The organism is Eoetvoesiella sp., from assembly GCF_035555955.1.
Taxonomy (GTDB): Bacteria; Pseudomonadota; Gammaproteobacteria; order Burkholderiales; family Burkholderiaceae_B; genus Eoetvoesia.
In genome coordinates this window covers 82849-107423 of sequence record NZ_DATMGA010000045.1, presented here as the reverse complement: position 1 = coordinate 107423, position 24575 = coordinate 82849, and the positions used below count along the sequence as shown (strand labels likewise).

The window sequence follows — 24575 nt, the reverse complement described above, 5'->3', positions numbered from 1 at the left end:
TGGCGGCCAGCACGTCGAATATCGTAATGCCGGGCCCTTTGAGCGGCTTGCCGAGAACGAAGGCCAGCTCCACCTCGACGCGCGGGGCGATGAAGCGCGAGAACGGAATATCGCTGCCCTGTTCGAAGAACATGTCGTCCAGCAGCGGGGCGTAGTCGGGTTCGTCGATTTGCGACGACTGCTGCATGGCGCGGGAGGTCAGGCCTATTTTGCGGCCCTTGACCACGCGGCCTTCGGCCAGCCGCAGCTTGACCCATTCGCGTTGTATGGCGTAGCCGTCCTCGATGGTCATCTCGGGGTGGGCCTGGGAAAAATGGCGCACCTGGGTGCGGGTTTTTTCGGCCTGGTTCAGTTGCTGGGCGAGGGCCTTGACGGTGCTTTCAGGGAGCATGTTTTCTTCCGGTGTTATTTTTGCTCGGCGGCCCGGAACCGGGCGTGCAGATTGTTGTGCTTCCAGGTGCCTGTTTCGCTGAACTCGGAGATTTCCAGCGACAGCGCCAGGCCCTGCTGTTCGTAGAGCGGGGCGAAGTGCTCTTTCATGATTTCGAACAGAGCGTCGCCGGTGGATTTCTTGGTTTGCTCGCTGCGCCCGGCGGCGATTTTCAGGGCGCCGTGCACGAAGGCGCCTTCCTGGCTGCCGTCGCCGATGCAGTAGTCCTCGGCCGGCAGGGCGCGCACGCGGATGCCGCCGATGGGGTAGACGATCTTGCCGTCGTCGGTGCGCTGGGCGACGAGGCAGCGCGCCAGCTTGCCGCAAAGCGCCTTCATGTCGCTTTTCCGGCGGATGTCGGCGGAGTATTCAAGAGTAAGGTGGGGCATGGCGTGCTCCTAGGCGTTGACGGCGGACTTCAGCGGCGTGACCGGGAAGATGGCGTTGATCTGCCCCGTTCCCGAGCTGCCGAAGTAGGGGGTGATGATTTCCACCCCTTGGTCGTAGTCCCGGCCGCCCAAAAGGCCCAGCAGCATGGCGGTGTCGTGCATGCCGCCTTCGCCCCAGCACTTTTCGTTGTACATGGGCAGCATGTCCAGGAAGGTGTTCCAGTCGCCCTGCTTCCACATTTCGACGACTTCGTGGTCGACTTTTTCGAGGAAGGGGTTGAAGACCTTGTGCATGTACTCGGGAGCCGTGCCGTTGGTGGCGAAGTGGTGCGAAAGCGAGCCGCTGGCGAACACGGCCACGGTGCCGTCGTAGTGCTCTTCGATGGCCTTGCGCACGGCCAGGCCGAAGCGGGCGCTTTCGTGCAGGTCGTGCCACATGCACCAGCCCGAGACGCCGATGACCTTGAAATGCTGGTCGGCGTTCATGTAGCGCATGGGAACCAGGGTGCCGTATTCCAGCTCCAGCGTGGTGTCGGTGTGGGCCCGGCTGACCACGCCCATTTTGTTGGCGGTGTCGGCGATGATCTTGCCGAGCTCGGGGTTTCCCGGGTACTCGTAGGGCAGGTTCTTGATGAAATGCGGCAGTTCGTTGCTGGTGTAGACACCCTTGAAATTGGGCGCGCAATTGATGTGGTATTCGGAATTGACCAGCCAGTGCACGTCGAAGACGACAATGGTGTCGACCCCCAGCTCGCGGCAGCGCCGGCCGATTTCGTAGTGGCCGTCGATGGCCGCCTTGCGGCAGCCTTTGTGCGGGCCGTCCAGTTCGGACAAATACATTGACGGAACGTGTGTGATTTTTGCTGCCAGTGCAAGCGTACCCATGATATGTCTCTCTGTGATCGTTGTGTGTGCCGGTTGCCGCGCGCCTAGACGCCCCAGCGCGGAATGGGGTGGCTGCCGTACGAAAGGCACACGTTCTTGGCTTCGGCGAAGACTTCGAAGCTGTAGTGATTGCCCTCGCGGCCCGTGCCCGAAGCCTTGACGCCGCCGAAGGGCTGGCGCAGGTCACGCACGTTCTGGCTGTTGATGAACACCATGCCGGCTTCGATGCCGCGCGCCATGCGCAGGGCGCGCCCGGTGTTCTCGGTCCAGACGTACGACGACAGTCCGTACTGGATGTCGTTGGCGATGCGCAGCGCGTCCGCCTCGGTGTCGAAGGGGATGATGCAGGGCACCGGCCCGAAGATCTCGTCCTGGGCGATCTGCATGCGGTTGTCGACGTCGGCGAACACCGTGGGCTGGATCCAGTTGCCGTTCTTGAGGTGGTCGGGCACTTGCGCCGCGCCGCCGCCGAACACCACGCGCGCGCCTTCCTTCTTGCCCAGTTCGATGTAGTGCGCCACCTTTTGCTGGTGGGCGCGGCTGATCATGGGGCCGATGATGGTGTTGGGATCGAGCGGATCGCCCACGGCAAGCTTGGCGGCCCGGGCGGCGTAGTCGGCCACGAACTTGTCGTAAATGCCTTTTTGCACCAGGATGCGCGAGCCCGCCGTGCAGCGTTCGCCGTTGTTGGAGAAGATCATGAACAGGGCGGCGTCCAGGGCGCGCTCGTAGTCGGCGTCGTCGAACACGACGAACGGCGACTTGCCGCCCAGCTCCATCGAGAATTTCTTGAGTCCGGCCTGCTGGACGATGCGGTTGCCGGTGGCGGTGCTGCCGGTGAACGACACGGCGCGCACGTCGGGGTGGCGGATGAGGGGTTCGCCGGTTTCGGGGCCGAAGCCGTGCACGATGTTGAAGACGCCCGCGGGAATGCCGGCTTCGAGCACCAGTTCACCCAGGCGGGTAACGGTAAGCGGCGAAAGCTCGGACATCTTCATGACGGCGGTGTTGCCCAGGGCCAGGCAGGGCGCGGTTTTCCAGGTGGCCGTCATGAACGGCACGTTCCAGGGCGAAATAAGCGCGCACACGCCGACCGGCTGCCACAGAGTGTAGTTAAGGTGGCCGGTGTCGGACTGGTAGCTTTCGCCGTCCATGTGGGCGGCGATTTCGGCGAAGAAATGGAAGTTGTCGGCGGCGCGCGGGACGAGCGCCTTCTTGGTCTGGCCGATGACCTGGCCGGTGTCGCGCGTTTCCATCTCGGCCAGTTCGGGCACGTTCTGGGTGATGAGCTCGCCCAGCTTGCGCATGAGCTTGGCGCGTTCGGCGGCCGGCTTGCCGGCCCAGCCCGGAAAGGCTTCCTTGGCGGCTTGCACGGCGGCGTTGATTTCGGCCTCGCCGCCGCGGGCGACTTCGGCCAGGACTTCGTTGGTGGCGGGGTTGAGGGTTTCGAAAACCTGCTTGCTTTCGACCTGTTTGCCGTTGATGAGGTGCTTGATCATGATTTGCCTGCCAGTCAGAGTGCGGGGTTCAGATAATTCCGGTCGTCGGCCAGGTGGTTGACCAGGCGGCCCACGTTTTCGATTTCGGTAACGACTACATCGCCTGCCACGACATTGGTGAGTCCTTCGGGCGTGCCGGTAAGAATGAGGTCTCCAGGCGACAGGGTCATGATGGCGGACAGGTATTCGATAAGCCAGGGAATGCTGAACACCATGTCGCGCGTTGTGCCCTCTTGCGTTATTTTACCGTTCACGGACGTGCAAAGGCGCAGGTTCATGGGGTCGGGAATGTCGGCGGCGTCGACCAGCCAGGGGCCGATGGGCGTGCAGGCATCGCGGTTTTTCACGCGCAGGTTGGGGCGGTAGTAGTTTTCCAGGTAGTCGCGGATGGCGTAGTCGTTGGCCACGGTATAGCCCGCCACGTACTCGTAGGCGTCGGCCTGCCTGACGTTCTTGGCGTGCTTGCCGATGACCACGGCCAGTTCGCATTCATAGTGCATGTAGTCGGCGCCGGCGGGGCGGGGCGTGCGGGCGTTGTGGCCGACCAGCGCGTTGGGGCCCTTCAGGAAGACCAGCGGCGTTTCGGGCGCCTTGAAGGCGAGTTCGCGCGCGTGATCGGCATAGTTCAGGCCCAGCGCGAAGATCGTGCCGGGCTCTATCGGTGGCAGCCAATGCGCCTGGTCTTCGGCCAGGAGCTGGCCGTCGGCCAGGCGGATATGGCCGTCTTGCGCCGGCCGGACTTCGTGCACGGCGCCATTGAGGAATATGCGGCCTCGTTTCATGCGGCGCTCCCTGTGGTGGATTCGATGGAAAATTCAAGCCTGCCCACGCCGGGGACGGCAACGGCCACCTGGTCGCCAGGCGCGGCGGCGGGCGCCTGCCACTTGACGCCGAGCAGAAGCACGTCGCCGGGGGCGAGCGTCATGAACTCGGTGACGTCTTGCAGCAGTTCGGGCGCGCCGCGCACCAGCTCGGTCAGCGACCATTGCCCGGCTTGCTTGCCGTTGATGAAGGTTTCCACCTGCAGGCCGGCCAGGTTCGGGACGCTGGCCAGCGGCGCTACGGTGTCGGCGAAAACGCAGGAGCCGTCGAAGCATTTTTCGCGGATGGCGGGGCGGTAGTAGCTGGTGTGCGGCAGGCTGAGATCGGCCACGACGACGCAGCCCTGCACGGCGGCCAGGGCATTTTGGGTGTTCAGGCGGGAGGCCGGGGCGCCGATGACCAGCCCGACCGCGGCGCCGATTTCGACCTGGCCGGCGCCTTTGGGCAGGGCAACCGCCGAACCGCTGGCGCTGAGCGTGTTGCCGGGCTTGATGTACATGACCGGGGCCTTGGGCGGAGCTTTGTAGGGAGCTTCCTGCAGGGCGGAGCCCATGGCCTCGATGGAGCCGCGATCGTTCAGGACGACGCCGTATATGGTGCCCCGTACAGACGTTGGAAAATTGTGTGCGCGCATGTTCAGCCGGTGGCCTCCGTCCTTGTGGCTGAAGCGTTTCAAGTGCCCGTCGCGAGGAAAATTGAAACAGCTTCGAAAAATTAACTAATATATTCTATAATTTAATTGCTAACATATTAGATGTCAATGGGCGCGGGCATGAGATTGCATACTTGCCGGCCCGGGGCAAGACGCCGAACCCGGCGCGGGATGAAAACAATGGACGATTCGCTCAAACACCGTAACCTGGCCTTGTTGCTGCTGCAGGCGCGCGAATGCGTCATGGGCAATTTTCGCCGCATCCTGAACCATTATGGGCTTACCGAGCAGCAGTGGCGCGTCATCCGTGCGATCAGCGACAACGGCGCGCCCATGGAGCAGTGGCAGATCTGCGCAACCTGCCATATTCTCAGTCCCAGCCTGGCGGGCGTGATGGCCCGCATGGAGGAAATGGAGCTGGTCGACCGCAATCGGGTCGATACCGACCAGCGCCGTATCCTGGTCGCGCTGACCGCGCGCAGCCGCAGCCTGATCCGGAGTATTGCGCCGCTTATCGAGCAGCAGTACGCTAATCTGGAACAGGGCATGGGCAACGACGTCGTACGCAACCTTTACGAGGCGCTCGACTTGTTCCTGGCTCATCGGCAAGAGCCGGTCGAGTTGGTGGATTTGCCCGAATCCGGCAGGCGGGCGGCCGCCAAGTCCACCGCCCGTAAACGCTCCGCCGCTCTTGTTGCCACCCGACGCGGCAGAGGAAACGCTTCGACCAAGACCTGATGACCGCCGCCATACCGAATCTCGACCTGGGCCGCAGCTACGACCTTCGCTACGAAGACGCCGACGTGCATTGCGAAGGCCTGGGCCGTCTGGCGGATTTTTTCGGGCGCAATATGGTGGCGCACCGCCATGCCAGGGTGTATCAGGTGCATTTGCTGTGGCAGGGCGAGGTGCGCCTGAAGCTGGACGAGTCCTATTACCATGCCAAGGCGCCCCTGTTCTTCCTGACCCCGCCTTCGGTCACCCACGCCTTCGTGCTCAGCGACGATGCGCAGGGGCTGGTGCTTTCGGTGCGGCAGAACGTGCTGTGGAGCCTGTTCAACGAAGAGCCGGCCGGTGTGCTGAGCCGGCGCCTGAACCAGCCTTCGTGTATAGAAATGAAGGCTGCCGGCAACGGCAGCGGCGACGAAAACGAGGCGCAGCGGCTGTTCGACTATTGCCGGCTTTTGCGCGCGGAGTGCGCCGGCGAGGGGGTCGGGCGCGACCTGGGCCTCATGGCCCTTACGCGGCTGGCCTTCATCACCATGGCCCGACTTGCCGATTCGTTTTCGCAATCGCCGAACAGGACGCTGCGGCAGGTGGACGTGCGCGTGTTCCAGGAGTTCAACCAGCTAATCGAAGACCATTACCGCGAGCACTGGACGTTGACGCAATACGCGGAACGGCTGCGGGTCACCGAGACCCGCCTCAACGACATCTGCCGGCGGGTGGCCGACATTCCCTCCTTGCGGCTGGTGCACGACCGCCTCCTGCAGGAGGCCAGGCGCCTGCTGCTTTTTTCGTCGGCGCCGGTCAGCGAAATCGCCTACAGCCTGGGCTTCGTGGATGTTTCGTATTTCAGCCGCTTCTTTCGCCGGCATGCGCACGCGGCTCCCAGCGAATGGCGCGAGCAGATGCAGGCCCACAGCCCATGAAAAGTACCAGTGATTCCTGCATACGTGCATTGGCCGGGCCGCGATAACGGAGCATCATGCTGCCATAACCTCAAAACATGACATGATCAGGAGACAGGCATGAACCCAGCCGATTTGCCTCGCACTTACCCGGAAGACCTGCGCGCCGAAAAAAACCGTCCGTTCACCGGCGCCGAATACCTCGAGTCGCTGCGCGACGGCCGTGAAATCTATATCTATGGCGACCGCGTCCACGACATCACCACGCATCCGGCGTTCCGGAACGCGGCGGCTTCCATGGCGCGCCTGTACGACGCCCTGCACGATCCCGCGCACAAAGACGAACTGTGCTGGGAAACCGATACGGGCAACGGCGGCTACACCCACAAGTTCTTCCGCTATGCGCGCAGCCCGCAGGAACTGCGCGAGCAGCGCGACGCCATTGCCGCCTGGTCCAGGCTGACCTACGGCTGGATGGGGCGCACGCCCGACTACAAGGCGGCGTTCGGCAGCGCGCTGGGCATCGTGCCCGAGTACTACGGCAAGTTCGAAGGCAATGCGCGCACCTGGTATCGCCGCATCCAGGAGGCCTGCCTGTACCTGAACCACGCCATCGTGAATCCCCCCATCGATCGCAACCGGCCCGTCGAAGAGGTCAGCGACGTGTTCATTTCGGTCGACCGCGAAACCGAAGCGGGCATCTACGTAAGCGGAGCCAAGGTGGTGGCCACGGGCTCGGCGCTTACCCATTACAACTTCATCGGCCAGGGCTCGGCCGGCCTGCTGGGCGACAACACCGACATGGCGCTGATGTTCATCGCCGGCATGAATACCCCGGGGGTCAAGCTGGTGTGCCGGCCTTCGTACGAACTGGCCGCCGGCGCCATGGGCGCGCCCTTCGACTATCCCTTGTCCAGCCGCTTCGACGAAAACGACGCTATCCTGATCTTCGACAATGCGTTCATCCCCTGGGAAGACGTGCTGATCTATCGCGATCTCGAACGCTGCCGCAGTTGGTTCCCGCAAGGCGGCTTCGGGCGGCTGTTCCCCCTGCAGGCCTGCACCCGCTTCGCCGTCAAGCTGGATTTCATCTCCGGCCTGCTCGTCAAGGCCCTGAAATGTACCGGTACCCTGGATTTCCGCGGCGTGCAGGCGGCGGTGGGCGAGGTGCTGGCCTGGCGCAATATGTTCTGGTCGCTGACCGAAGCCATGGTCGGCAACGGCTATTCCTGGCATCACGACAGTTGGGCTCCCGGCCAGGAGGCCCAGCAGGCCTATCGGGTGCTGGCCTCGCAGGTGTATCCGGCCATCAAGAAGACCATCGAGGAAATCGTCGCCAGCGGGCTCATTTACCTGCCTTCCGGAGTGCGCGACCTCAACAATCCCGCGCTCAACGAGTATCTGTCGCGCTATGTGCGCGGCTCGGACGGCATCGACCACGTGGAGCGCATCAAGATCCTGAAGCTGCTGTGGGATGCCATCGGCACCGAGTTCGGCGGCCGCCACGAGCTGTACGAAATCAACTACGCGGGCAACCAGGACGAGGTGCGCATGCAGTGCCTGCGGCACGCCCAGGGTTCCGGTACACTGGATAAAATGACCGAGCTGGTGGATCAGTGCCTGTCGGATTACGATCAGAACGGCTGGCTTGTCCCGCATCTGCATAATAACGACGACATCAACGTCCTGGATCAGCTGCGCCAGAAATAGCGCCTGTTTCGTGCCTGGTTTCGTCCGGAGGCCCCCATGACCAATACCGATATCGCCGATAGCAAGCGCACCGACTTTCGCCATGCCATGGCGCGTCTGGGTGCCGCCGTCAGTATCATCAGCAGCAACGGCAAGGGCGGCCGTTGCGGCGTCACGGCCACGGCCGTGTGTTCGGTCACCGATTCCCCGCCCACGCTGCTGGTCTGCATCAACCGCTCCAGCGCCATGAACGCCGTCTTCAAGGCCAACGGCATGGTGTGCGTCAACGTGCTGTCGGCCGAACAGGAAGACCTGGCCCGCGATTTCGCCGGCATGACGGGCATTTCCATGGAAGAACGGTTTGCGCGGCCGGGCTGGGTCGAATCCGAATACAGCCTGCCGGTCCTGCAAGAGGCCCTGGCCAACCTGCAAGGGCGCATCGTGCGCGCCGACGAACTGGGCAGCCACACGGTCATGATCGTCGAGCTCGACGCCATCAGCCTGCTGGCCAACGGCGGCGACGGCCTGGTGTATTTCAGCCGCCAGTTCCACCGCGTGCCCGGGCACAAGGCGGTGGAGCATCACGGTTGACAGGCCTTGATTGTTGACTGGCCGTGCAAGAATCAAGCCGCTCTCGGGCGGCTTGTTTTTTTGCCGCCGGGCCGCTCCCAAGGCAAAAAGCGCCTCCTTGGGAGGCAGCAAGCCGTGTTAGCGGCGCAGCGTGGGGGCATTTTGGCAGCGGGTTGCGCGCTCTGGACGGGCTTTATGCGGCCACTTCGACCGGATCGAAGTGGGTCATCACGTCCAGCACCGGCTCGTTGTCCATGACGCGGCGGCGGGCTTCGACGGCAATGGCGTGTCCCTGGGCGATGGTCAGCGAGGCATCCATTTCCAGGTCCACCTCCACCCAGATCATGTCGCCCATTTTGCGGGTTTTCAGGTCGTGGATGCCCTGCACGCCCGGTGTGGAAAGCAGGTGGCCGCGGATGCGGTTCTCGGTTGCCTTGTCGACGGCGCTGTCCATGAGAATATTGAACGAAGCCAGGAAGAACTTCGCGCCCATGCGCGCCACCATGGCGCCCACGATGATGGCCGCCAGGGGGTCGGCCATCGGGAAACCGGCCATGTTGGCAATAATGCCTATCGCCACCACCAGCGAGGACGCGGCGTCCGAGCGTGCGTGCCAGGCGTTGGCGATGAGCATGGAGGAGCGTACGCGCTCGCCCACGCGCCGCAGGTAGTGAAACAGCGATTCCTTGATGACCAGCGCCGCCGCGGCAACGACCAGGGCGGCCGAATGCACGGTGGGGATGGATTGCGGGTTTTGCAGCCGGCTCAGCGCGGCCCAGAACATGCCCACGCCCACCGATACCAGCAGCACTCCCAGAATCAGCGAGGCGGCGTTTTCAAAGCGCAGGTGGCCGTAGTGGTGGTCGGCATCGGGCGCTTTGTGGCTGTGCTTGTTGGCGATGAGCACGGTGAAATCCGACAGCAGGTCGGACAACGAGTGCATGGCGTCGGCGACCAGCGCCTGGGAGTGCGCCATCAGGCCGATTGCGGCCTGCAGGATGCAAAGGCAGACGTTCACGGCCACGCTGGCAAGGGTGCTGCGCCGGCCAGCGGCGCGCCGGGCCGTATCGTTGGAGGGTTGGTTTTCGGGACGGTTGGGCCGGGGGCCTGGCGTCATGGCGGCGGGGGGAGGCATGATGCCGGGATTTTACTTTATTTGACGTAGCCGGCGCTTCGTGGGCTAAACTTGTAGCCCTTGGCTTATGCCGTTTTTCTTTATCGGATTCGCAGGCGCGGTCCTCTTTGTGCGAGGTTTTCTTGACGGCAGTTTCGCTGCGCAATCGGATTCGGCGGCTGTGTGCGGTCTTTCAGCCGCACTGGTTCGTGGCCGTGCTGGTGGCGGTGGACGGCTTCCTCTTTCTGCAGCCGGGGGTTTCGGCAGTGCGCGCGGCTCAGCCGCATGATTGGCTGTCGTGGTTTTCGGTCGAGAGTCTGCGCACCATGCTGGACTCCGCGGGGTTGGTCAGCCTGCCGCGCCTGGTTCTGGGCGTCAGCTTGCAGGTCATGGCTATTGGCCTGCTTCTGCGCGCGCGCATTGCCTGGGCATTTTCCCTGCTGCTTCTGATCGCCACCGGCACCATCGCGCTCTGGAGCGAGCATGGCCGTGCCGGTCTGGCTGTCTACACGCTGGTGCTGGCGCTGATGCTGGTCGCCTACTGGCGGCGGTTCGACCGTTCCAGCCTGGCCGCCGGCAGTTTGTTTGCCGTCCTGAGCATCCTGTCGCTGTTGGTCTATTCGGTCTTCGGCGCTTTGTACATGGGCGACGAGTTCCATCCCGCCATCCACGACATCGTTTCGGCGCTGTACTTCGCGGTGGTGTCGATGTCCACGGTGGGATATGGCGACATCACACCGCAGACGGCGTCCAGCAAGCTGTTCACGGTTTCCATCATCATCATGGGCATCACCGTGTTTGCCACGTCGGTAAGCGCGATAATCGGGCCGATCATCGGCGGCAACCTGAAGCGCCTCGTCAAGGGGCGGCTGACACACGTCATGAGAAAGAACCACATCATCATTGCCGGGGCTACGCCTCTGGCCCAGAGTGTCTATAACGCCATGCGCGAGCGAGGCTTCGACGTCACGGTCATCGTGCCGCAGGACGTCGCCCACATGTACCCCGAAGGGGCGGATCTGATCATGGCCGATCCCTCCGAAGAGTCGGTGCTGGCCGACGCCGGGGCGAGCAAGGCCCGGTACATTCTGGCCTTGCGCAACGATGACGCCGAAAACGCATTCATAGTGCTGGCGGCCAAGGAAGTGGGAGGGGCCGAGACCAGGACGGTGGCGCTGGCCAATACCAGCACCCACCTGGACAAGATCAAGCGGGTTGGCCCCGATATGGTGTTGTCCCTGCAATTGCTGGGCGGCGAGGTTTTGGCTCGCACGCTTAGCGGCGAACCCCTGGACAGCGACTTGATCGCCCGGATGCTGTTCGCCGATACGGCCTCGCCGCGTGTAGTCAGCTGATGCGCATGCCCGGCTGCGCGCCCGCCACGGGTTCGAGAATATAAATGCCCGAATCCACGCCGGCATCGTTGTGGCTGGCGGCCAGGACCATGCCTTCGGAAATGCCGAAACGCATCTTGCGCGGCGCCAGGTTGGCCACCACCACGGTGAGTTTGCCGACCAGGTCGCCGGGCTTGTAGGCCGACTTGATACCCGAGAAAACCTGGCGCAGGCGGCCTTCGCCGACATCCAGGGAAAGGCGCAGCAGTTTGTCGGAGCCGTCGACCTCGGCGCAGTCGACGATGCGCGCGATGCGCAGGTCGATCTTGGCGAAATCCTTGATGTCGATGGTTTCGGCAATGGCTTCGCCGCCTGGTTCGGGGGCAGGCTGGGCGGGGGCTTCGAACAGGGCGTCGAGCATCTTGGGGTCGACGCGCTGCATCAGGTGCTTGAAAGCGGCGATTTGCGTGGGCAGCGTGCCCGCGTCGGCCCAGCGGTAGGGAGCGGCCTCGCCAAACAGGTTTTGCGCCACAGTGGCGGCCAGCTTCGGCAGCACGGGGCTGAGCATGACGGTCAGGGCCCGGAAGCCCGCCAGGGCGCGGGAGCATACGTCTTGCAGCGCGGCCTTCTGGGCGGCATCGGCCTGGGCGATGCCCTTGGCCATGACCCAGGGCTGAGCGGCGTCGAAAGCCTGGTTGATGCCGTCGGCGCAGGCCATGATCTGCCGTATGGCGCGGCCGTATTCGCGCGCTTCGAAATCGGCGCGCACGGCCTCGGTGACGCGCAGGGTCTCGTCCAGCAGCGCCTGGGTGTCGCCCAGGTAGCCCAGTTTGCCTTCGAAATGCTTGCCGATGAAATTGGCGGCCCGGCTGGCGATGTTGATGTATTTGCCCACCAGGTCGCTGTTGACGCGGGCCACGAAGTCGTCGGGGTTGAAGTCCAGGTCTTCGACGTGGGAATTGAGCTTGGCGGCGATGTAGTAGCGCAGCCATTCGGGATCCATGCCGATTTCCAGATAGCGCAGCGGCGAAATGCCGGTGCCGCGGCTTTTGGACATTTTTTCGCCGCTTACCGTGATGAAGCCATGCACGTGCAGGCCATCGGGCGTTTTGCGGCCGGAGAACTTCAGCATGGCCGGCCAGAACAGGGCGTGGAAATACACGATGTCCTTGCCGATGAAGTGGAATTGCTCGGTGTCGCTGCCGGGCGCCATGAGGGCGTCGAAATCCAGGCCGATCTTGGCGCAATAGGCCTTGAGCGAGGCCAGGTAGCCGACCGGCGCGTCCAGCCACACATAGAAGTACTTGCCCGGCGCGTCGGGGATCTCGATGCCGAAATAGGGCGCATCGCGCGAGATGTCCCAGTCGGCCAGGTTGGCCTCGCCGCCTTCTTCGGCGCCCAGCCACTCGCGGGTCTTGCCCAGCACCTCGCTTTGCAGGCGCTTGTGGCCCAGCTTGTTGCTGCCCGTGGTCCAGGACTGCAGGAATTCCACGCAGCGCGGATCCGACAGCTTGAAGAAGAAGTGTTCCGACGACTTGAGCACCGGCGTGGCCTTGGTGAGCGCCGAATACGGGTTGATGAGGTCGGTGGGCGCATAGACCGAGCCGCAGACTTCGCAGGAGTCGCCGTACTGGTCCTTGGCGTGACAGGTGGGGCACTCGCCCTTGATGTAGCGGTCTGCCAGGAACATGCCCTTGACGGGGTCGTAGAACTGCTCGATGTTGCGGGTGGCGATGAAGCCGGCGGCTTTCAGGCGCTTGTAGATGTCTTGCGACAGCTCGGTGTTCTCGGGCGTGTCGGTGGAGTGCCAGTGGTCGAACTGGATCTGGAAGCCATTGAGGTAGCGCGGGCGCTCGTTGGCGTAGCGTGCCACGAGCTCTTGCGGCGTGATGCCCTCGCTTTGCGCCTTGAGCATGATGGGCGCGCCATGGGCGTCGTCCGCGCCCACGAAGTGCACGGTATGGCCCGCCATGCGCATGGCGCGCACCCAGATATCGGCCTGGATGTATTCCATGATGTGGCCAATGTGGAAGGAGCCGTTGGCGTAGGGCAGGGCGGTGGTGACGAAAATCGTGCGCGACATGGGCTATGCGAGAAATTTTGGGGTAGACGGAAGGCTTGCGCAGAGCCGGGCGGGCTTGCCGCCCGGGCGCGAAAACGGAAACGGTCTATTGTAATGAATAGCGCGCGGGTTTGGCGCGGCAAGAAGAAGGAGCCCCCACGCCGCGCCGCTGACGCGGCTTGCTAGGGAATTTCGCGCATTTCGACGTCGACGACGTCTTTTTTATTGAAGCTGCGGACCGGCGAGGCCTGCTTGCGGCGTTCTTCCCAGTAGGCGCGCACGCCGAACGGCCGGCCCTTGATGCGGGCGACCACGTACAGAATAGCTACGGCGATTGCCGTCGAGGCCATGAAAACAAGCGCCATGATCATGCCGAAGACAGCCAGCACGATAAAGAGTACGCCGCGAAGTATCTGGTTAAATGTATTCATCTTGATGTTAAGGCCGTCTGTGGCCGAAAATAGTTCCGCGAATCCGCTATTCTTTAGGCTGCATCATGAAATTCTTTACGCGAGGCACGAAAATGAGCATCACCCCGGAACAATTGCGCGCGACGCTTGCTGAAGTTGTCGATCCGAACACCAACGGCAAACTGGGGACCGTGCTGAAAGACAGCGAGCTGCGCCTGGATGGCAATGCGCTTACCCTTACTTTAGCGCTGGGCTACCCTTTGCACAATGGGCAGGACGAATTGCGGAAACGGATTGAAACGGCCGTGGCCGGGCTGGGGGCCACCCTTGCCCGGCTCGATTTTACGTTAAAGGTGGCAACCCATGCCGTGCAGCGCGGGCTCAGGCCGCTGCCCAATATACGCAACATCATCGCCGTGGCGTCGGGAAAGGGCGGCGTGGGCAAAAGCACCACCGCCGTCAATATCGCCCTGGCGCTGCAGGAGCAGGGGGCTTCGGTGGGCCTGCTGGATGCCGACATCTACGGACCCAGCGTGCCCATCATGCTGGGCGTGTCGGGCAAGCCGCCCAGCCTGGACGGCAAGACCATGGAGCCTTTGGTGGGCCATGGCCTGCAGTCCAATTCCATAGGCTTTTTGCTCGACGACGACGCGCCGGCCATCTGGCGCGGCCCCATGGTCAGCCAGGCGCTCGAGCAATTGCTGCGCCAGACCAACTGGAAAAGCCTCGATTACCTGATTGTCGACATGCCCCCCGGCACCGGCGACATCGCCCTCACCCTGTCCCAGAAGGTGCCGCTTACCGGCGCCGTCATCGTCACCACGCCGCAAGACCTGGCCCTGGCCGACGCTCGCAAAGGGTTACGCATGTTTCAAAAAGTCGAAGTTCCGGTATTGGGAATTGTCGAAAATATGTCCATGCACATTTGTTCCAATTGCGGGCATGCCGAGCCCATCTTCGGCCAGAATGGCGGGCGCGACATGGCCGCCCAGTTCAATACGCCCTGGCTGGGTTCGCTGCCGCTGGCCATGGACATCCGCACCCAGACCGATTCGGGCTCGCCCACCGTGGTGGCCGACCGTGGCGGGCAAATTGCCGGCCTGTACCGCGACATCGCCTGGAATCTTGCCGTCCAGGTCGCCATGCTGCCCCCCGATACATCGGGCGAGGGGCCCAAAGTCGTCGCGCGCAAGTAAGCTCTTCATGAGGGGCGCCGTTCCTTGCCTTGTTCTGCTTGCGTTCGGGTGGGTGCAAGGGGCTCAGGCGGCCGCGCCCGAGGTCACCATCGATCCGGGCGGGGTCTCGCCCCAGGCCTTGCAGGCCATCGTGGGGGCCGTGGACGTCATTACCCGGCTTGCCGAAGACCAGGACGGCGGCGAGCTCTCGCGGCTGCGGCGCCGCGCCCGCGAGGCCACGCTGTCGGCTCTTGAAACCCAGGGCTATTTTTCGCCCACGGTCGTGCTCGAAGTGGGCGAGGACGCCATGGGCGAGACCTGGGACATTACGATAAAGCCCGGCGAGCGCACCAAAGTCGATGCGGTGGACCTGGATTTTTCCGGGCAGATTGCGGACCCGAGGTTTCGCGCCCGCGTCGACATGCTCAAGAAGTCCTGGCCGCTGACCCAGGGCATGCCCTTCATCAACGAACAGTGGCACGATGCCAAGACCGACCTCATCGACAGCGTAAGCCGCAAGGATTTCTACCTCGCCCGCGTCACGCAGTCCCAGGCCACCGTCATGGCCGACGAGGCCAAGGCCGACCTGCATGTGGCGGTCGATAGCGGTCCCAGGGTGCGCATGGGCGAGGTCGAGGTCATCGGCCTGAAGCGCGTGCCGCGTGAGCTCATCGACCGCTATGTGCAATACAAGCCCGGCGAGCCCTACGACCAGGAAAAGCTCGACGAGTGGCAGCAGGCCCTGCAGTCCACGTCGTTTTTCCGGGGCGCCTTCGTTTCCCTGGACAGCGCGCCCGAGCATCGCGTGACGCTGCCCGACGGCGAAGTCCAGATGCCCTTGCAGGTACGGGTGTCGGAAGCGCCCGCGCGGCGGTTTTCCACGTCGCTGGGCGTGGACAGCGACAACGGCGTCCGGGCCGAGGCGCTGTACCGGCAGAACGTGGTGTTCGGCCAGCCCATCTGGATAGAAACCGGCGTCGGCGTCGACAAGAACCGCCAGCGCGCTTTCTACGACGTGAACCTTGCGCCCACGCTCAGCGGCTACAAAGACAGCGTGGGCGTGCTTCTGGATCATTCCGATATCGAAGGCGTGGACAACCGGCGGGCTGGGCTGGGCTGGACGCGCACGCGCGAGAGCAAGGCCGGGGGCCGCAGCCGGGTGGAATACGAAACACGCTGGGGCCTGGTCGCCGCCTACGACAAGACCGCCATCGACGGCGCCGAAACCTACGAAGTGCCTTCGTTGGTGGGAACCTGGCAGGGGCTGCGGCGCGACGTCAACGACAAATACGATCCGCGCGAAGGCAATCTGGTGGTTCTTGGCCTGGGTTCGGGGGTCACTCTGGATCGCGGCGAAGGCTTTTACAAGGCCGGCCTGCGCGCGCAGCAATGGTGGCCCGTCGGCAAGTGGGACGTGCTGACGCTGCGCGGCGAGGTTGGCAAAGTGTGGTCCAAGACCTCCCGGTTGCCGGACGATTTCGGCTATCGCACAGGCGGGGCGCGCAGCATACGGGGCTACCGCTACGACAGCCTGGGCCTCAGCCGCGGCAGCGCGGTGGTGGGGGCGCCGGCCCTGGCGGTGGGCAGCATCGAATACATGCACTATTTCACCAAGCAGTTCGGCATGAGCGTATTCGTGGATGCCGGCGATGCCGCCGAGTCCTTCGGCGCCATGAAAATCGCGGTGGGCTATGGCGTGGGCGCAATCATGCGCACGCCGGCCGGTCCGTTCGAGGTGGACGTGGCGTATGCGCAGCGCGATCGCAAGTTGCGCATCCACTTTTCCATGGGGATCGCGTTTTGAGCCGGGCCCTGCGTTGCCTGCGCAGCCTGCTGCTGTGGCTGGGGCCCGCCTTGATCCTGCTGCTTGCCGTGGTCTGCGGTTTTGTGGCCTGGTGCGTCGGCACCGAGCCCGGGACGCGCTGGGCTCTGGATACGGCCATGCGGCAGGTGCAGGGCGAGGCGCGGGGCATACAAGGCACCATATGGCATGGCCTGACGGTGCAAAGCCTGTCGGTCAAGGTGCCGGTGGTGGAAATCCACCTCGAGTCCCTGCACCTCGAGGTCGACTGGCGCGAGCTGGCGCATCGCCGCCTGCATGCCCAGGATATTTCGGCCGGCAAGCTGGACATCAACCTTCTGGAATCCAATAAGGCGTCGTCCGAAGAGCCGTTTTCCATGCCGGCCCTGCCCGTGCGGGTGCAACTGGATCGCGTGGCGCTGGGCGCATTGAGCCTGAGTGTCGGCGGCGAGCCGGTTTTGCTGAATGTCCAGAACCTGCAGGCCAGCCTCAAGCTGTCCGATGAAAACGCCGCGCTGGTATTCAAGAGCCTGGAACTGGGCCGGGACGCCATCCAGGCCAAGATCGAAGGCGAGTTGAACGTCTTCAAGCTGGCCGATCCCTGGCCTTTGTCGGTGCACTTGAAAACCCGCGCGCAAACCTCCCGGGCCGAGTCGCCGCTGTGCCTGCGCAACTTCCTGCCGGCGTTGCCGGCGGGCGGCAAGCGGGGGGCGGCTGCCCAGCCGGTTTCGGCGAAAGGCGCGGCAGCGCCGAAATCGCCTGCCGCAAACGGCGGCAAGTCGGGGGCAAACGCGGCTTCAGCGCTTTCGGACAAGGCGCTGCCGATGTCCGGTCAGGAGCTATCCGACGAAGCGGGCCCGGATCTCTGCGCCATGGATGTGGCCGCCGACCTGGCGGGCTCGCTGGACGCCATGAGCCTGAACGTCGATGGCGACGGCCAGGATGTGCGCTTCAACCTGAACGCCGACCTGCAGCCGCGCAAGGCCTTGCCGGTAAGCAAGGCGAAGCTGGATCTGCATCTGGGGGACGGTTCGTCGCTCAAGACCGTGCTGAACGTGGACTCCACCGGCAGCGGCGAAGCCAGCCGCCAGCACGTCGTCGGCTCGGTCACGGCCGATAAATTGAACCTCGGCAAACTGGTGGGCCCGGCGATCCCCCGAGCCCTGCTGACCAGCACGCTCGACCTGGACGCGCAACTGCGGGATTACAAAGATCTGCTGTCCGCGACGGTAGGCTTGAATATTGCCGAGGGATCGCGCTGGAACGGACTGCCGGCTTCGGGCCGCATCAAGGCCGACATCGTCAATGCGGAAGGCCGGGCGGACTCCGGGCCGGCGGGCTCGCCTGCCGTCAATGGCGCGCGGATCGAGCCCGGCGCCGCATCAACAGGCCTTCCGGTTTCCGATGGCGCCGCCGCTTCGGCCGATTCCGCTTTGGGCGATATATGGCGCGGGCTGCAATTGGCCAGCCTGGATATGAATGTGCGGCTGGGCGCCGGCCGCATCGAAGGAAAGGGGGCGTTTGGCGCGCCGGGCAGCCAGTTGGCGCTGACGGTCGCCGCGGCCCGCCTGGCCGATTTCTGGCCGGGTTTGCCCGGCGGCTTGCAGGCCCGGGCGCGTCTGGCCGGCACGCTGGCCAGGCATCGGGTGGGGCTCGATGCGGTGTATTCACCGCAGTCCGGCAAGGCGCAAGGCATTGGAAAGGCGCCCGTCAAGCTCGGCGTCGAGGCCGATGGCGGCTGGAGCGGCCAGCCGCTGGCCCAATCGGGGCAACGGTCGAAGGCGGCGCCTCAATCGGGGCGGGCGCTGGCGGATCCGGCGGCGCCGTCGCCCCAGCCGCTGGAGGGCTGGCGAGGACGTGTGTCGGCATTCAGCGTCGAGCACGCAGGGGTGGGCGCGCGGCTGCAGTCGCCGGTAGCCGTGTCGTATGTGCCGCAGGCGGTTGCCCCGGCCTGGCAATGGCAGGTTGGCCCGGCCGCGCTGGGCGTGAAGCTGCCTTTGAACCAGACGGCGACAATCCGCCATCTGGGCTCCCAGGGGCGGGCAGGCGCGTGGGAAACGCGCGGCGCCATCGACCATCTTGCGATGTCGCGGCGCCTGCTGGCCGAGCTGCAGAAAACCATGGCGTTGTCCGGCAAGCAGGACGGACGTGGAGGCGTCATCGTGCACAAGGACAAGGCCAACGACGACCAGCAGATCGTTTATGCGGCCGACTGGAATATGAAGTTCGCCGGCGCCCTGGAGGGCCAGGCCCATATCAAGCGGCTGTCGGGCGACCTGATCGTGCCGGGCAGCCCGGATTTCCCTCTGGGCCTGCAAACCCTGAGCGTTGCCTTGAATGCCAAGCCCGCCGGCGAAGGGCTGAGCCTGCTGACCGCGGACGTGAATGTGGCGACGGCCAAGATGGGCCAGGGCAAGGCCACGGCCAGCTCCTTGCTGCACAGTCCGCCGGGCGGCGGCTTCTTCATGGATCCCAAGGATGTGAAGAAGGTTGCCGTGGATGCGGAAATCAAGGATCTGGGCTGGCTGAGCATTTTGACCGGCGATGCAATGGACATCGGCGGGTCGGTTCAGGCCAGGCTGACGGCGCAAAGCCGTCCCGACGGCAGTTGGGCGGCCGGCGGTACCGTGAAAGGGCAGAACATCCGGATCGTGCGCGTGGACGACGGGGTGCGCCTGCTCGACGGCACGCTGGCGGCGCATTTCGACGGCGACCGTTTCATTCTGGACAGCCTGCGCTTTCCGGCGCGCCTGCGCGTCACACCCAAGGAGTGGCGCACGGCCGAGTGGGTGTCCAGCAATCCGGATGCCCGCGACGGCAGCATGACGCTGAAGGGCTCCTGGAGCCTTGCCGACATGACCGGCGTGGCCGACGTCGAGTTGTACCGCTACCCCATTTTGCAGCGCTCGGACCGCTACGCCATGGTAACGGGCAAGCTGCACGTGGATCTGCCGCCCTCGGCCCTGTCGCTGTCGGGCAAGATCACCGCCGACGCCGGCTGGGTGGACCTGGACATGCTCAGCAGCGTGCCGACCCTGGACAGCGACGTGGTCGTGCTGCATAAAGGAGAAACCCAGAAGGCCAGCGCGCCCATGGCCGTCAGCATGGACATGGAAGTCGATCTGGGCCCGCGCTTCTACATCACGGGCTACGGCGTGGATTCGGGCTTGGTCGGCAGCATGCGCATCACCATGCAGGACGGCAAGCTGACGGCGCTTGGCGCGCTGCGCACCCGCGGGGGCGCCATCAATGTCTACGGCCAGCATTTGCAGTTGCGGCGAGGCACCATCACGTTCCAGGGGGATGTGGCGAACCCCGTGCTGAACATCGAGGCCTTGCGCACGGGGCTGTCGGTGGAGGCGGGGGTTCGTGTGGCCGGCACCGCGAGGCGGCCGCGCATCGACCTGGTCTCGTATCCGGACGTCAGCGACGTGCAGAAGCTTTCGTGGCTTTTATTGGGCCGGGGGCCCGACGACTCGGGCGGCGATGCGGCCCTGCTGTTCTCGGTGGGCACGTCGCTCATCAGCGGCGATGAGCCCTTTTATCGCAAGTTCGGGCTGGATGAAGTCAGCATGCGTTCCGGCACACTGGGCAGCACCGGCAGCATTTTGCCGGTGGAAACCGTGGTGCGGGGCCTGGACGACAGCGACAGCGACATCGAGAACAAATTCGTCGTGGCCAGCAAGAATCTGTCCAAAGGCTTTACCATAAGCCTGGAACAGGCGCTGTCCGAAGTCGGGACGGTCGGGCGGATCAGCTACCAGTTGGCCAGGGGGCTGTCGGCCGATTTAAGCATCGGGACGGTCAATGGCATAGCCTTGATTTACCGGACTTTTTTCCGCGACTGAATATAATCCGCCCAGGCCCTGGGTTCCGCGCCCATTCATGCCGTGTAAGCGATAAAATAGGCGCCCACGAAATAAGGTTGAGTTATGAGCATTAAAAGCGATCGCTGGATCCGCCGCGTGGCGACGACCGAAGGCATGATCGAGCCCTTCGAGTCCGGCCAGGTGCGCAGCACCGAAAAAGGACGCATCGTCAGCTACGGCACCAGCAGCTACGGCTACGACGTGCGCTGCGCCGACGAGTTCAAGATATTCACCAACATCAACTCCACCATTGTGGATCCCAAGGACTTCGACGAAAAATCGTTCGTCGATTTCAAGGGCGATGTTTGCATCATTCCGCCCAACTCGTTCGCGCTGGCGCGCACGGTCGAATACTTTCGCATTCCTCGCAGCGTGCTTACCATTTGCCTGGGCAAGAGCACGTATGCGCGCTGTGGAATCATCGTCAACGTGACGCCGCTGGAGCCCGAGTGGGAAGGCCACGTCACGCTGGAGTTCTCCAATACCACGCCGCTGCCCGCCAAGATCTACGCCGGCGAAGGCTGCGCCCAGATGCTGTTTTTTGAAAGCGACGAAGTTTGCGAAACGTCGTATCGCGATCGGGGCGGCAAGTATCAAGGCCAGCAGGGCGTGACCCTGCCCCGCACTTAGCCGAGCCAGTTCGGCAGCAGGAGCCATCCGCATGAAATTCCGCTTTCCCATCGTCATCATCGACGAAGACTACCGCTCTGAAAACGCGTCGGGCCTTGGCATTCGCGCCCTGGCCGAGGCGATCGAGGCCGAGGGCGTCGAGGTGCTGGGCGTCACCAGCTATGGCGACCTGAGTTCGTTTGCGCAGCAGCAAAGCCGCGCCAGCGCCTTTATCCTGTCGATCGACGATGAGGAATTCGACGTCGCCTCGCCCGAAGACGTGGCCAATGCCATCAAGAACCTGCGCTCCTTCATCGGCGAGCTGCGGTTCCGCAACGAAGACATCCCCATCTACCTGCATGGCGAGACCCGCACATCGCAGCATATTCCCAACGACATCCTGCGCGAGCTGCACGGCTTCATCCACATGTTCGAGGACACGCCCGAGTTCGTGGCGCGCCACATCATCCGGGAGGCACGAGCCTACCTGGACGGCCTGGCGCCGCCGTTTTTCCGCGAGCTGGTCAAGTACGCCTCGGACGGCTCGTATTCCTGGCACTGTCCGGGGCACTCGGGCGGCGTGGCGTTCCTGAAGAGCCCGGTGGGCCAGATGTTCCACCAGTTCTTCGGCGAAAACATGCTGCGCGCCGACGTCTGCAACGCCGTCGACGAACTTGGGCAACTGCTGGACCACACCGGCCCGGTGGCCGAATCCGAGCTCAACGCCGCGCGCATCTTCAATGCCGACCACTGCTTCTTCGTGACCAACGGCACGTCCACCTCCAATAAAATCGTCTGGCACGCCAACGTCGCCATGGACGACGTGGTGGTGGTCGACCGCAACTGCCACAAGTCCATCCTGCACGCCATTACCATGACGGGCGCGATACCGGTGTTCCTGCGCCCCACGCGCAATCACCTGGGCATCATCGGGCCCATTCCCTACGAGGAATTCGAACCCGAGAACATCCGCCGGAAAATCGAAGCCAATCCCTTCGCCAGCAAGCTCAAGAACAAGAAGCCGCGCATTCTCACGCTTACCCAAAGCACCTACGACGGCGTCAGCTACAACGTCGAGATGATCAAGGAAAGGCTGGGTTCGGAAATCGACACGCTGCACTTCGACGAAGCCTGGATTCCGCACGCGCCGTTCCACCAGTTCTACGAGCAGATGCACGCCATCGGCAAGAACCGCCCGCGCAGCGAAGACGCCCTGGTGTTCGTCACGCACTCCATCCACAAGCTGCTGGCCGGTTTGTCGCAAGCCTCGCAGATTACGGTGCAGGATTCGCAAAGCCGCAAGCTCGACCGCAATGTGTTCAACGAGGCCTACCTCATGCACACATCCACGTCGCCGCAGTACGCCATTATTGCGTCCTGTGACGTGGCCGCGGCCATGATGGAGCCGCCGGGAGGCACGGCCCTGGTCGAGGAAAGCATCAGCGAGGCCATGGATTTTCGCCGCGCCATGCGCAAGGTGGAATCCGAATACGGCAAGAACGACTGGTGGTTCAAGGTGTGGGGCCCCAACCGCCTGGCTTCCGAGGGCATCGGCAACCGTGACGACTGGCTGCTCGAGGCCAACGACGAATGGCACGGCTTCGGCGACCTGGCTCCTGGCTTCAACATGCTGGATCCCATCAAGGCCACTATCGTCACGCCGGGCCTGGACATCTCCGGCACGTTCGCCGAAACCGGCATCCCCGCGGCCCTGGTGTCCAAATACCTGGCCGAGCACGGCGTGGTCATTGAAAAAACGGGGCTGTATTCGTTCTTCATCATGTTCACCATCGGCATTACCAAGGGCCGCTGGAACACGCTGCTGACCGCGCTGCAGCAGTTCAAGGACGACTACGACCGCAACCATCCCATGTGGCGCATTCTGCCGGACTTCTGCAAAGAGCATCGCCGCTACGAAAAAATGGGCCTGCGCGATCTGTGCCAGGAAATCCACGAGGCCTATCGCGCGCACGACGTAGCTCGCCTGACCACCGAGATGTACCTGAGCGAAATGGTGCCGGCCATGAAACCGTCCGACGCTTATGCCAAGATGGCGCACCGCGAGGTCGAACGCGTGGCGATCGACGACCTGGAAGGGCGGGTTACGGGCGTGCTGCTCACGCCGTATCCGCCGGGCATTCCGCTGCTGATTCCGGGCGAGCGCTTCAACCAGCGCATCATCAATTACCTGCGTTTCGCGCGCGGCTTCAACGAGCGCTTCCCGGGCTTCGAAACCGACGTGCACGGCCTGGCCGAAGACATCGGGCCCGACGGCAGCCCGCGCTACTATGTCGACTGCATCCACGAGGACTGAGGCGGGGCGCGGCGAACCGGCTCATGCCTGCCGCAGCGAGCCCGGGTTCCTCGGCGTCGGGGCCGGGCAAACCGGGCCATGGCGTGGCCGATAGCTTCGACGCGGTAGTCATAGGCGCCGGGGCCGCCGGCATGATGGCGGCTTCGGTGGCGGGCCAGCGCGGCCTGCGCGTGCTGCTGCTGGATCATGCCGAAAAGCTGGCCGAGAAGATCCGAATATCGGGCGGAGGGCGCTGCAACTTCACCAATATCGGTACGTCGCCCGCCAATTTCCTCTCGCAGAACCCCAATTTCTGCCGTTCGGCGCTGGCGGCGTACACGCCGCGCGATTTCCTCGGCATGGTCGAGCGGCACGGCATAAGCTGGCACGAGAAGCATCGCGGCCAGCTCTTTTGCGACGACTCCAGCGAATCCATCATCGCCATGCTCAGGCGCGAATGCGATGCCGGCAATGTGGCGTGGCGCATGTCCTGTCCGGTGCAGGGCATAGAGCAAAGCCCGGCCGGCGGCTTTGCGTTGCGCACGTCGCGGGGGCCGGTGCGGGCGCGGCAACTGGTGCTGGCCACGGGTGGCATGGCCGTGCCGCAATTGGGCGCCACCGATTTCGCCCTGGGCGTGGCCCGTCAGTTCGGGCTGAAGGTCGTGGAGCCGCGCCCCGCGCTCGTGCCGTTGACCTTCGACGCGCAGCAGTGGCAGCCGTTTGGCGCGCTGAGCGGCGTGGCGCTGGAGGCAGACGTCGGCTGCGGAACGGGCAAGGGCCGGACGAGCTTTCTGGAAGATCTGCTGTTCACGCACCGGGGCCTGTCGGGCCCCGGCATATTGCAGATATCGAGCTACTGGAATCCGGGCGAGCCCATTGCTCTGGATCTGGCGCCGGGCCGCAGGCTTGCCGAAGAATGGATAGCCGGCAAATCCGGCAACCGCCAGACCCTGGCCTCGGTGCTGGCCGCCTTGTGGCCCCGGCGGCTGGCCGAACAGTGGCTGGCCGGCGAAGACGGCCAGCAAGCGGGGCTTGGCGCCATGCGCATGGCCGACATGCCCGACAAGACGCTACGCCGGCTGGCCGAGCGGATCCATGCCTGGATCCTGCATCCCACGGGCACCGTGGGCTATAAAAAGGCCGAGGTCATGCGCGGCGGCGTGGACACGCGGGGCATCGATCAAAAGACCATGCAGGCCAAAAGCGTGCCGGGCCTGTATTTCATCGGCGAGGCGCTGGACGTCACCGGCTGGCTGGGCGGCTACAACTTCCAGTGGGCCTGGGCCTCGGGCGCGGCCTGCGGCCGGAGCCTGCAAAAAGCGGCGTAACTGGCGATAAACC

General features: G+C 64.0%; 20 protein-coding genes. 11 read left to right on the top strand and 9 right to left on the bottom strand.

Annotated elements, in window-relative coordinates:
* From VNT00_RS12140 to VNT00_RS12115, 6 genes are all read right to left on the bottom strand, one after another.
* Positions 1-391 (bottom strand): FAA hydrolase family protein (locus VNT00_RS12140; protein WP_491700832.1); only part of this gene is annotated, 391 nt, incomplete at its 3' end.
* Between the two features lie 14 nt (positions 392-405).
* Positions 406-819: a 5-carboxymethyl-2-hydroxymuconate Delta-isomerase gene (locus VNT00_RS12135; protein WP_325587792.1), complete on the bottom strand. Its 414-nt coding sequence runs from the start codon at positions 817-819 to the stop codon at positions 406-408.
* Positions 820-828: 9 nt separating this feature from the next.
* Positions 829-1704 carry a 3,4-dihydroxyphenylacetate 2,3-dioxygenase gene (hpaD, locus tag VNT00_RS12130; protein WP_325587790.1) on the bottom strand — a complete coding sequence of 292 codons (876 nt, stop codon included), beginning with the start codon at positions 1702-1704 and terminating at the stop codon, positions 829-831.
* Positions 1705-1748: 44 nt separating this feature from the next.
* On the bottom strand, positions 1749-3206 hold the full coding sequence (hpaE, locus tag VNT00_RS12125) for a 5-carboxymethyl-2-hydroxymuconate semialdehyde dehydrogenase (RefSeq protein WP_325587807.1): 1458 nt from the start codon (positions 3204-3206) through the stop codon (positions 1749-1751).
* A gap of 11 nt (positions 3207-3217) precedes the next feature.
* Positions 3218-3985, bottom strand: coding sequence for a fumarylacetoacetate hydrolase family protein (locus tag VNT00_RS12120; protein WP_325587788.1), 768 nt, complete (start codon positions 3983-3985; stop codon positions 3218-3220).
* Positions 3982-4659 carry a fumarylacetoacetate hydrolase family protein gene (locus VNT00_RS12115; RefSeq protein WP_325587786.1) on the bottom strand — a complete coding sequence of 226 codons (678 nt, stop codon included), beginning with the start codon at positions 4657-4659 and terminating at the stop codon, positions 3982-3984. Before VNT00_RS12115 ends, VNT00_RS12120 begins: the two co-directional genes overlap by 4 nt.
* Before the next feature lie 198 nt (positions 4660-4857).
* On the opposite strand from VNT00_RS12115, the gene hpaR reads away from it, so the two are divergent.
* From hpaR to hpaC, 4 genes are all read left to right on the top strand, one after another.
* Positions 4858-5415 (top strand): homoprotocatechuate degradation operon regulator HpaR, encoded by a 558-nt coding sequence (hpaR, locus tag VNT00_RS12110; protein WP_325587784.1) that lies wholly within the window; start codon positions 4858-4860, stop codon positions 5413-5415.
* On the top strand, positions 5415-6329 hold the full coding sequence (gene hpaA, locus VNT00_RS12105; protein WP_325587783.1) for a 4-hydroxyphenylacetate catabolism regulatory protein HpaA: 915 nt from the start codon (positions 5415-5417) through the stop codon (positions 6327-6329). Before hpaR ends, hpaA begins: the two co-directional genes overlap by 1 nt.
* Before the next feature lie 99 nt (positions 6330-6428).
* The gene (hpaB, locus tag VNT00_RS12100) at positions 6429-8018 is read left to right on the top strand and encodes a 4-hydroxyphenylacetate 3-monooxygenase, oxygenase component (protein ID WP_325587781.1); all 1590 of its coding nucleotides are present in this window, start codon (positions 6429-6431) and stop codon (positions 8016-8018) included.
* Between the two features lie 36 nt (positions 8019-8054).
* Positions 8055-8588: a 4-hydroxyphenylacetate 3-monooxygenase, reductase component gene (gene hpaC / locus VNT00_RS12095; RefSeq protein ID WP_325587779.1), complete on the top strand. Its 534-nt coding sequence runs from the start codon at positions 8055-8057 to the stop codon at positions 8586-8588.
* A gap of 172 nt (positions 8589-8760) precedes the next feature.
* Here the strand turns inward: hpaC and VNT00_RS12090 are convergent, their stop codons facing one another.
* Positions 8761-9702 (bottom strand): cation diffusion facilitator family transporter, encoded by a 942-nt coding sequence (locus tag VNT00_RS12090; protein WP_414650928.1) that lies wholly within the window; start codon positions 9700-9702, stop codon positions 8761-8763.
* Positions 9703-9824: 122 nt separating this feature from the next.
* On the opposite strand from VNT00_RS12090, the gene kch reads away from it, so the two are divergent.
* Positions 9825-11036: a voltage-gated potassium channel protein gene (kch, locus tag VNT00_RS12085; RefSeq protein WP_325587777.1), complete on the top strand. Its 1212-nt coding sequence runs from the start codon at positions 9825-9827 to the stop codon at positions 11034-11036.
* On the opposite strand, the gene metG is transcribed toward kch, so the two are convergent.
* Both metG and VNT00_RS12075 read right to left on the bottom strand, forming a co-directional pair.
* On the bottom strand, positions 11029-13098 hold the full coding sequence (metG, locus tag VNT00_RS12080) for a methionine--tRNA ligase (RefSeq protein WP_325587775.1): 2070 nt from the start codon (positions 13096-13098) through the stop codon (positions 11029-11031). The genes kch and metG overlap by 8 nt on opposite strands.
* Positions 13099-13259: 161 nt before the next feature.
* Positions 13260-13508 carry a hypothetical protein gene (locus VNT00_RS12075; RefSeq protein ID WP_325587773.1) on the bottom strand — a complete coding sequence of 83 codons (249 nt, stop codon included), beginning with the start codon at positions 13506-13508 and terminating at the stop codon, positions 13260-13262.
* Positions 13509-13600: 92 nt separating this feature from the next.
* On the opposite strand from VNT00_RS12075, the gene apbC reads away from it, so the two are divergent.
* The 6 genes from apbC (at position 13601) to VNT00_RS12045 (ending at position 24562) form a co-directional block, all read left to right on the top strand.
* Complete coding sequence (gene apbC, locus VNT00_RS12070) at positions 13601-14683, top strand: iron-sulfur cluster carrier protein ApbC (protein WP_325587771.1); 1083 nt, start codon at positions 13601-13603, stop codon at positions 14681-14683.
* 7 nt (positions 14684-14690) lie between these two features.
* The gene (locus VNT00_RS12065) at positions 14691-16466 is read left to right on the top strand and encodes an autotransporter assembly complex protein TamA (RefSeq protein ID WP_325587769.1); all 1776 of its coding nucleotides are present in this window, start codon (positions 14691-14693) and stop codon (positions 16464-16466) included.
* A complete protein-coding gene (locus tag VNT00_RS12060) occupies positions 16463-20311 on the top strand; it encodes a translocation/assembly module TamB domain-containing protein (RefSeq protein WP_325587767.1) in 3849 nt (1282 codons plus the stop codon). Before VNT00_RS12065 ends, VNT00_RS12060 begins: the two co-directional genes overlap by 4 nt.
* Positions 20312-20395: 84 nt before the next feature.
* The gene (gene dcd, locus VNT00_RS12055; protein WP_325587765.1) at positions 20396-20962 is read left to right on the top strand and encodes a dCTP deaminase; all 567 of its coding nucleotides are present in this window, start codon (positions 20396-20398) and stop codon (positions 20960-20962) included.
* Positions 20963-20993: 31 nt separating this feature from the next.
* A complete protein-coding gene (locus VNT00_RS12050) occupies positions 20994-23255 on the top strand; it encodes an arginine/lysine/ornithine decarboxylase (protein ID WP_325587763.1) in 2262 nt (753 codons plus the stop codon).
* A gap of 23 nt (positions 23256-23278) precedes the next feature.
* Complete coding sequence (locus tag VNT00_RS12045; RefSeq protein ID WP_325587761.1) at positions 23279-24562, top strand: BaiN/RdsA family NAD(P)/FAD-dependent oxidoreductase; 1284 nt, start codon at positions 23279-23281, stop codon at positions 24560-24562.
* The last annotated feature ends 13 nt before the right edge of the window (positions 24563-24575 follow it).

Bases quoted from the DNA above. Each gene is read 5' to 3' on its own strand.
- metG (WP_325587775.1), bottom strand. From the start codon at position 13,098: ATGTCGCGCACGATTTTCGTCACCACCGCCCTGCCCTACGCCAACGGC.
- hpaC (WP_325587779.1), top strand. From the start codon at position 8,055: ATGACCAATACCGATATCGCCGATAGCAAGCGCACCGACTTTCGCCAT.
- VNT00_RS12090 (WP_414650928.1), bottom strand. From the start codon at position 9,702: ATGCCTCCCCCCGCCGCCATGACGCCAGGCCCCCGGCCCAACCGTCCC.
- VNT00_RS12120 (WP_325587788.1), bottom strand. From the start codon at position 3,985: ATGAAACGAGGCCGCATATTCCTCAATGGCGCCGTGCACGAAGTCCGG.
- VNT00_RS12050 (WP_325587763.1), top strand. From the start codon at position 20,994: ATGAAATTCCGCTTTCCCATCGTCATCATCGACGAAGACTACCGCTCT.
- VNT00_RS12065 (WP_325587769.1), top strand. From the start codon at position 14,691: ATGAGGGGCGCCGTTCCTTGCCTTGTTCTGCTTGCGTTCGGGTGGGTG.
- dcd (WP_325587765.1), top strand. From the start codon at position 20,396: ATGAGCATTAAAAGCGATCGCTGGATCCGCCGCGTGGCGACGACCGAA.
- hpaR (WP_325587784.1), top strand. From the start codon at position 4,858: ATGGACGATTCGCTCAAACACCGTAACCTGGCCTTGTTGCTGCTGCAG.
- hpaA (WP_325587783.1), top strand. From the start codon at position 5,415: ATGACCGCCGCCATACCGAATCTCGACCTGGGCCGCAGCTACGACCTT.
- VNT00_RS12075 (WP_325587773.1), bottom strand. From the start codon at position 13,508: ATGAATACATTTAACCAGATACTTCGCGGCGTACTCTTTATCGTGCTG.
- VNT00_RS12135 (WP_325587792.1), bottom strand. From the start codon at position 819: ATGCCCCACCTTACTCTTGAATACTCCGCCGACATCCGCCGGAAAAGC.
- hpaB (WP_325587781.1), top strand. From the start codon at position 6,429: ATGAACCCAGCCGATTTGCCTCGCACTTACCCGGAAGACCTGCGCGCC.
- apbC (WP_325587771.1), top strand. From the start codon at position 13,601: ATGAGCATCACCCCGGAACAATTGCGCGCGACGCTTGCTGAAGTTGTC.
- VNT00_RS12045 (WP_325587761.1), top strand. From the start codon at position 23,279: ATGCCTGCCGCAGCGAGCCCGGGTTCCTCGGCGTCGGGGCCGGGCAAA.
- hpaD (WP_325587790.1), bottom strand. From the start codon at position 1,704: ATGGGTACGCTTGCACTGGCAGCAAAAATCACACACGTTCCGTCAATG.
- VNT00_RS12115 (WP_325587786.1), bottom strand. From the start codon at position 4,659: ATGCGCGCACACAATTTTCCAACGTCTGTACGGGGCACCATATACGGC.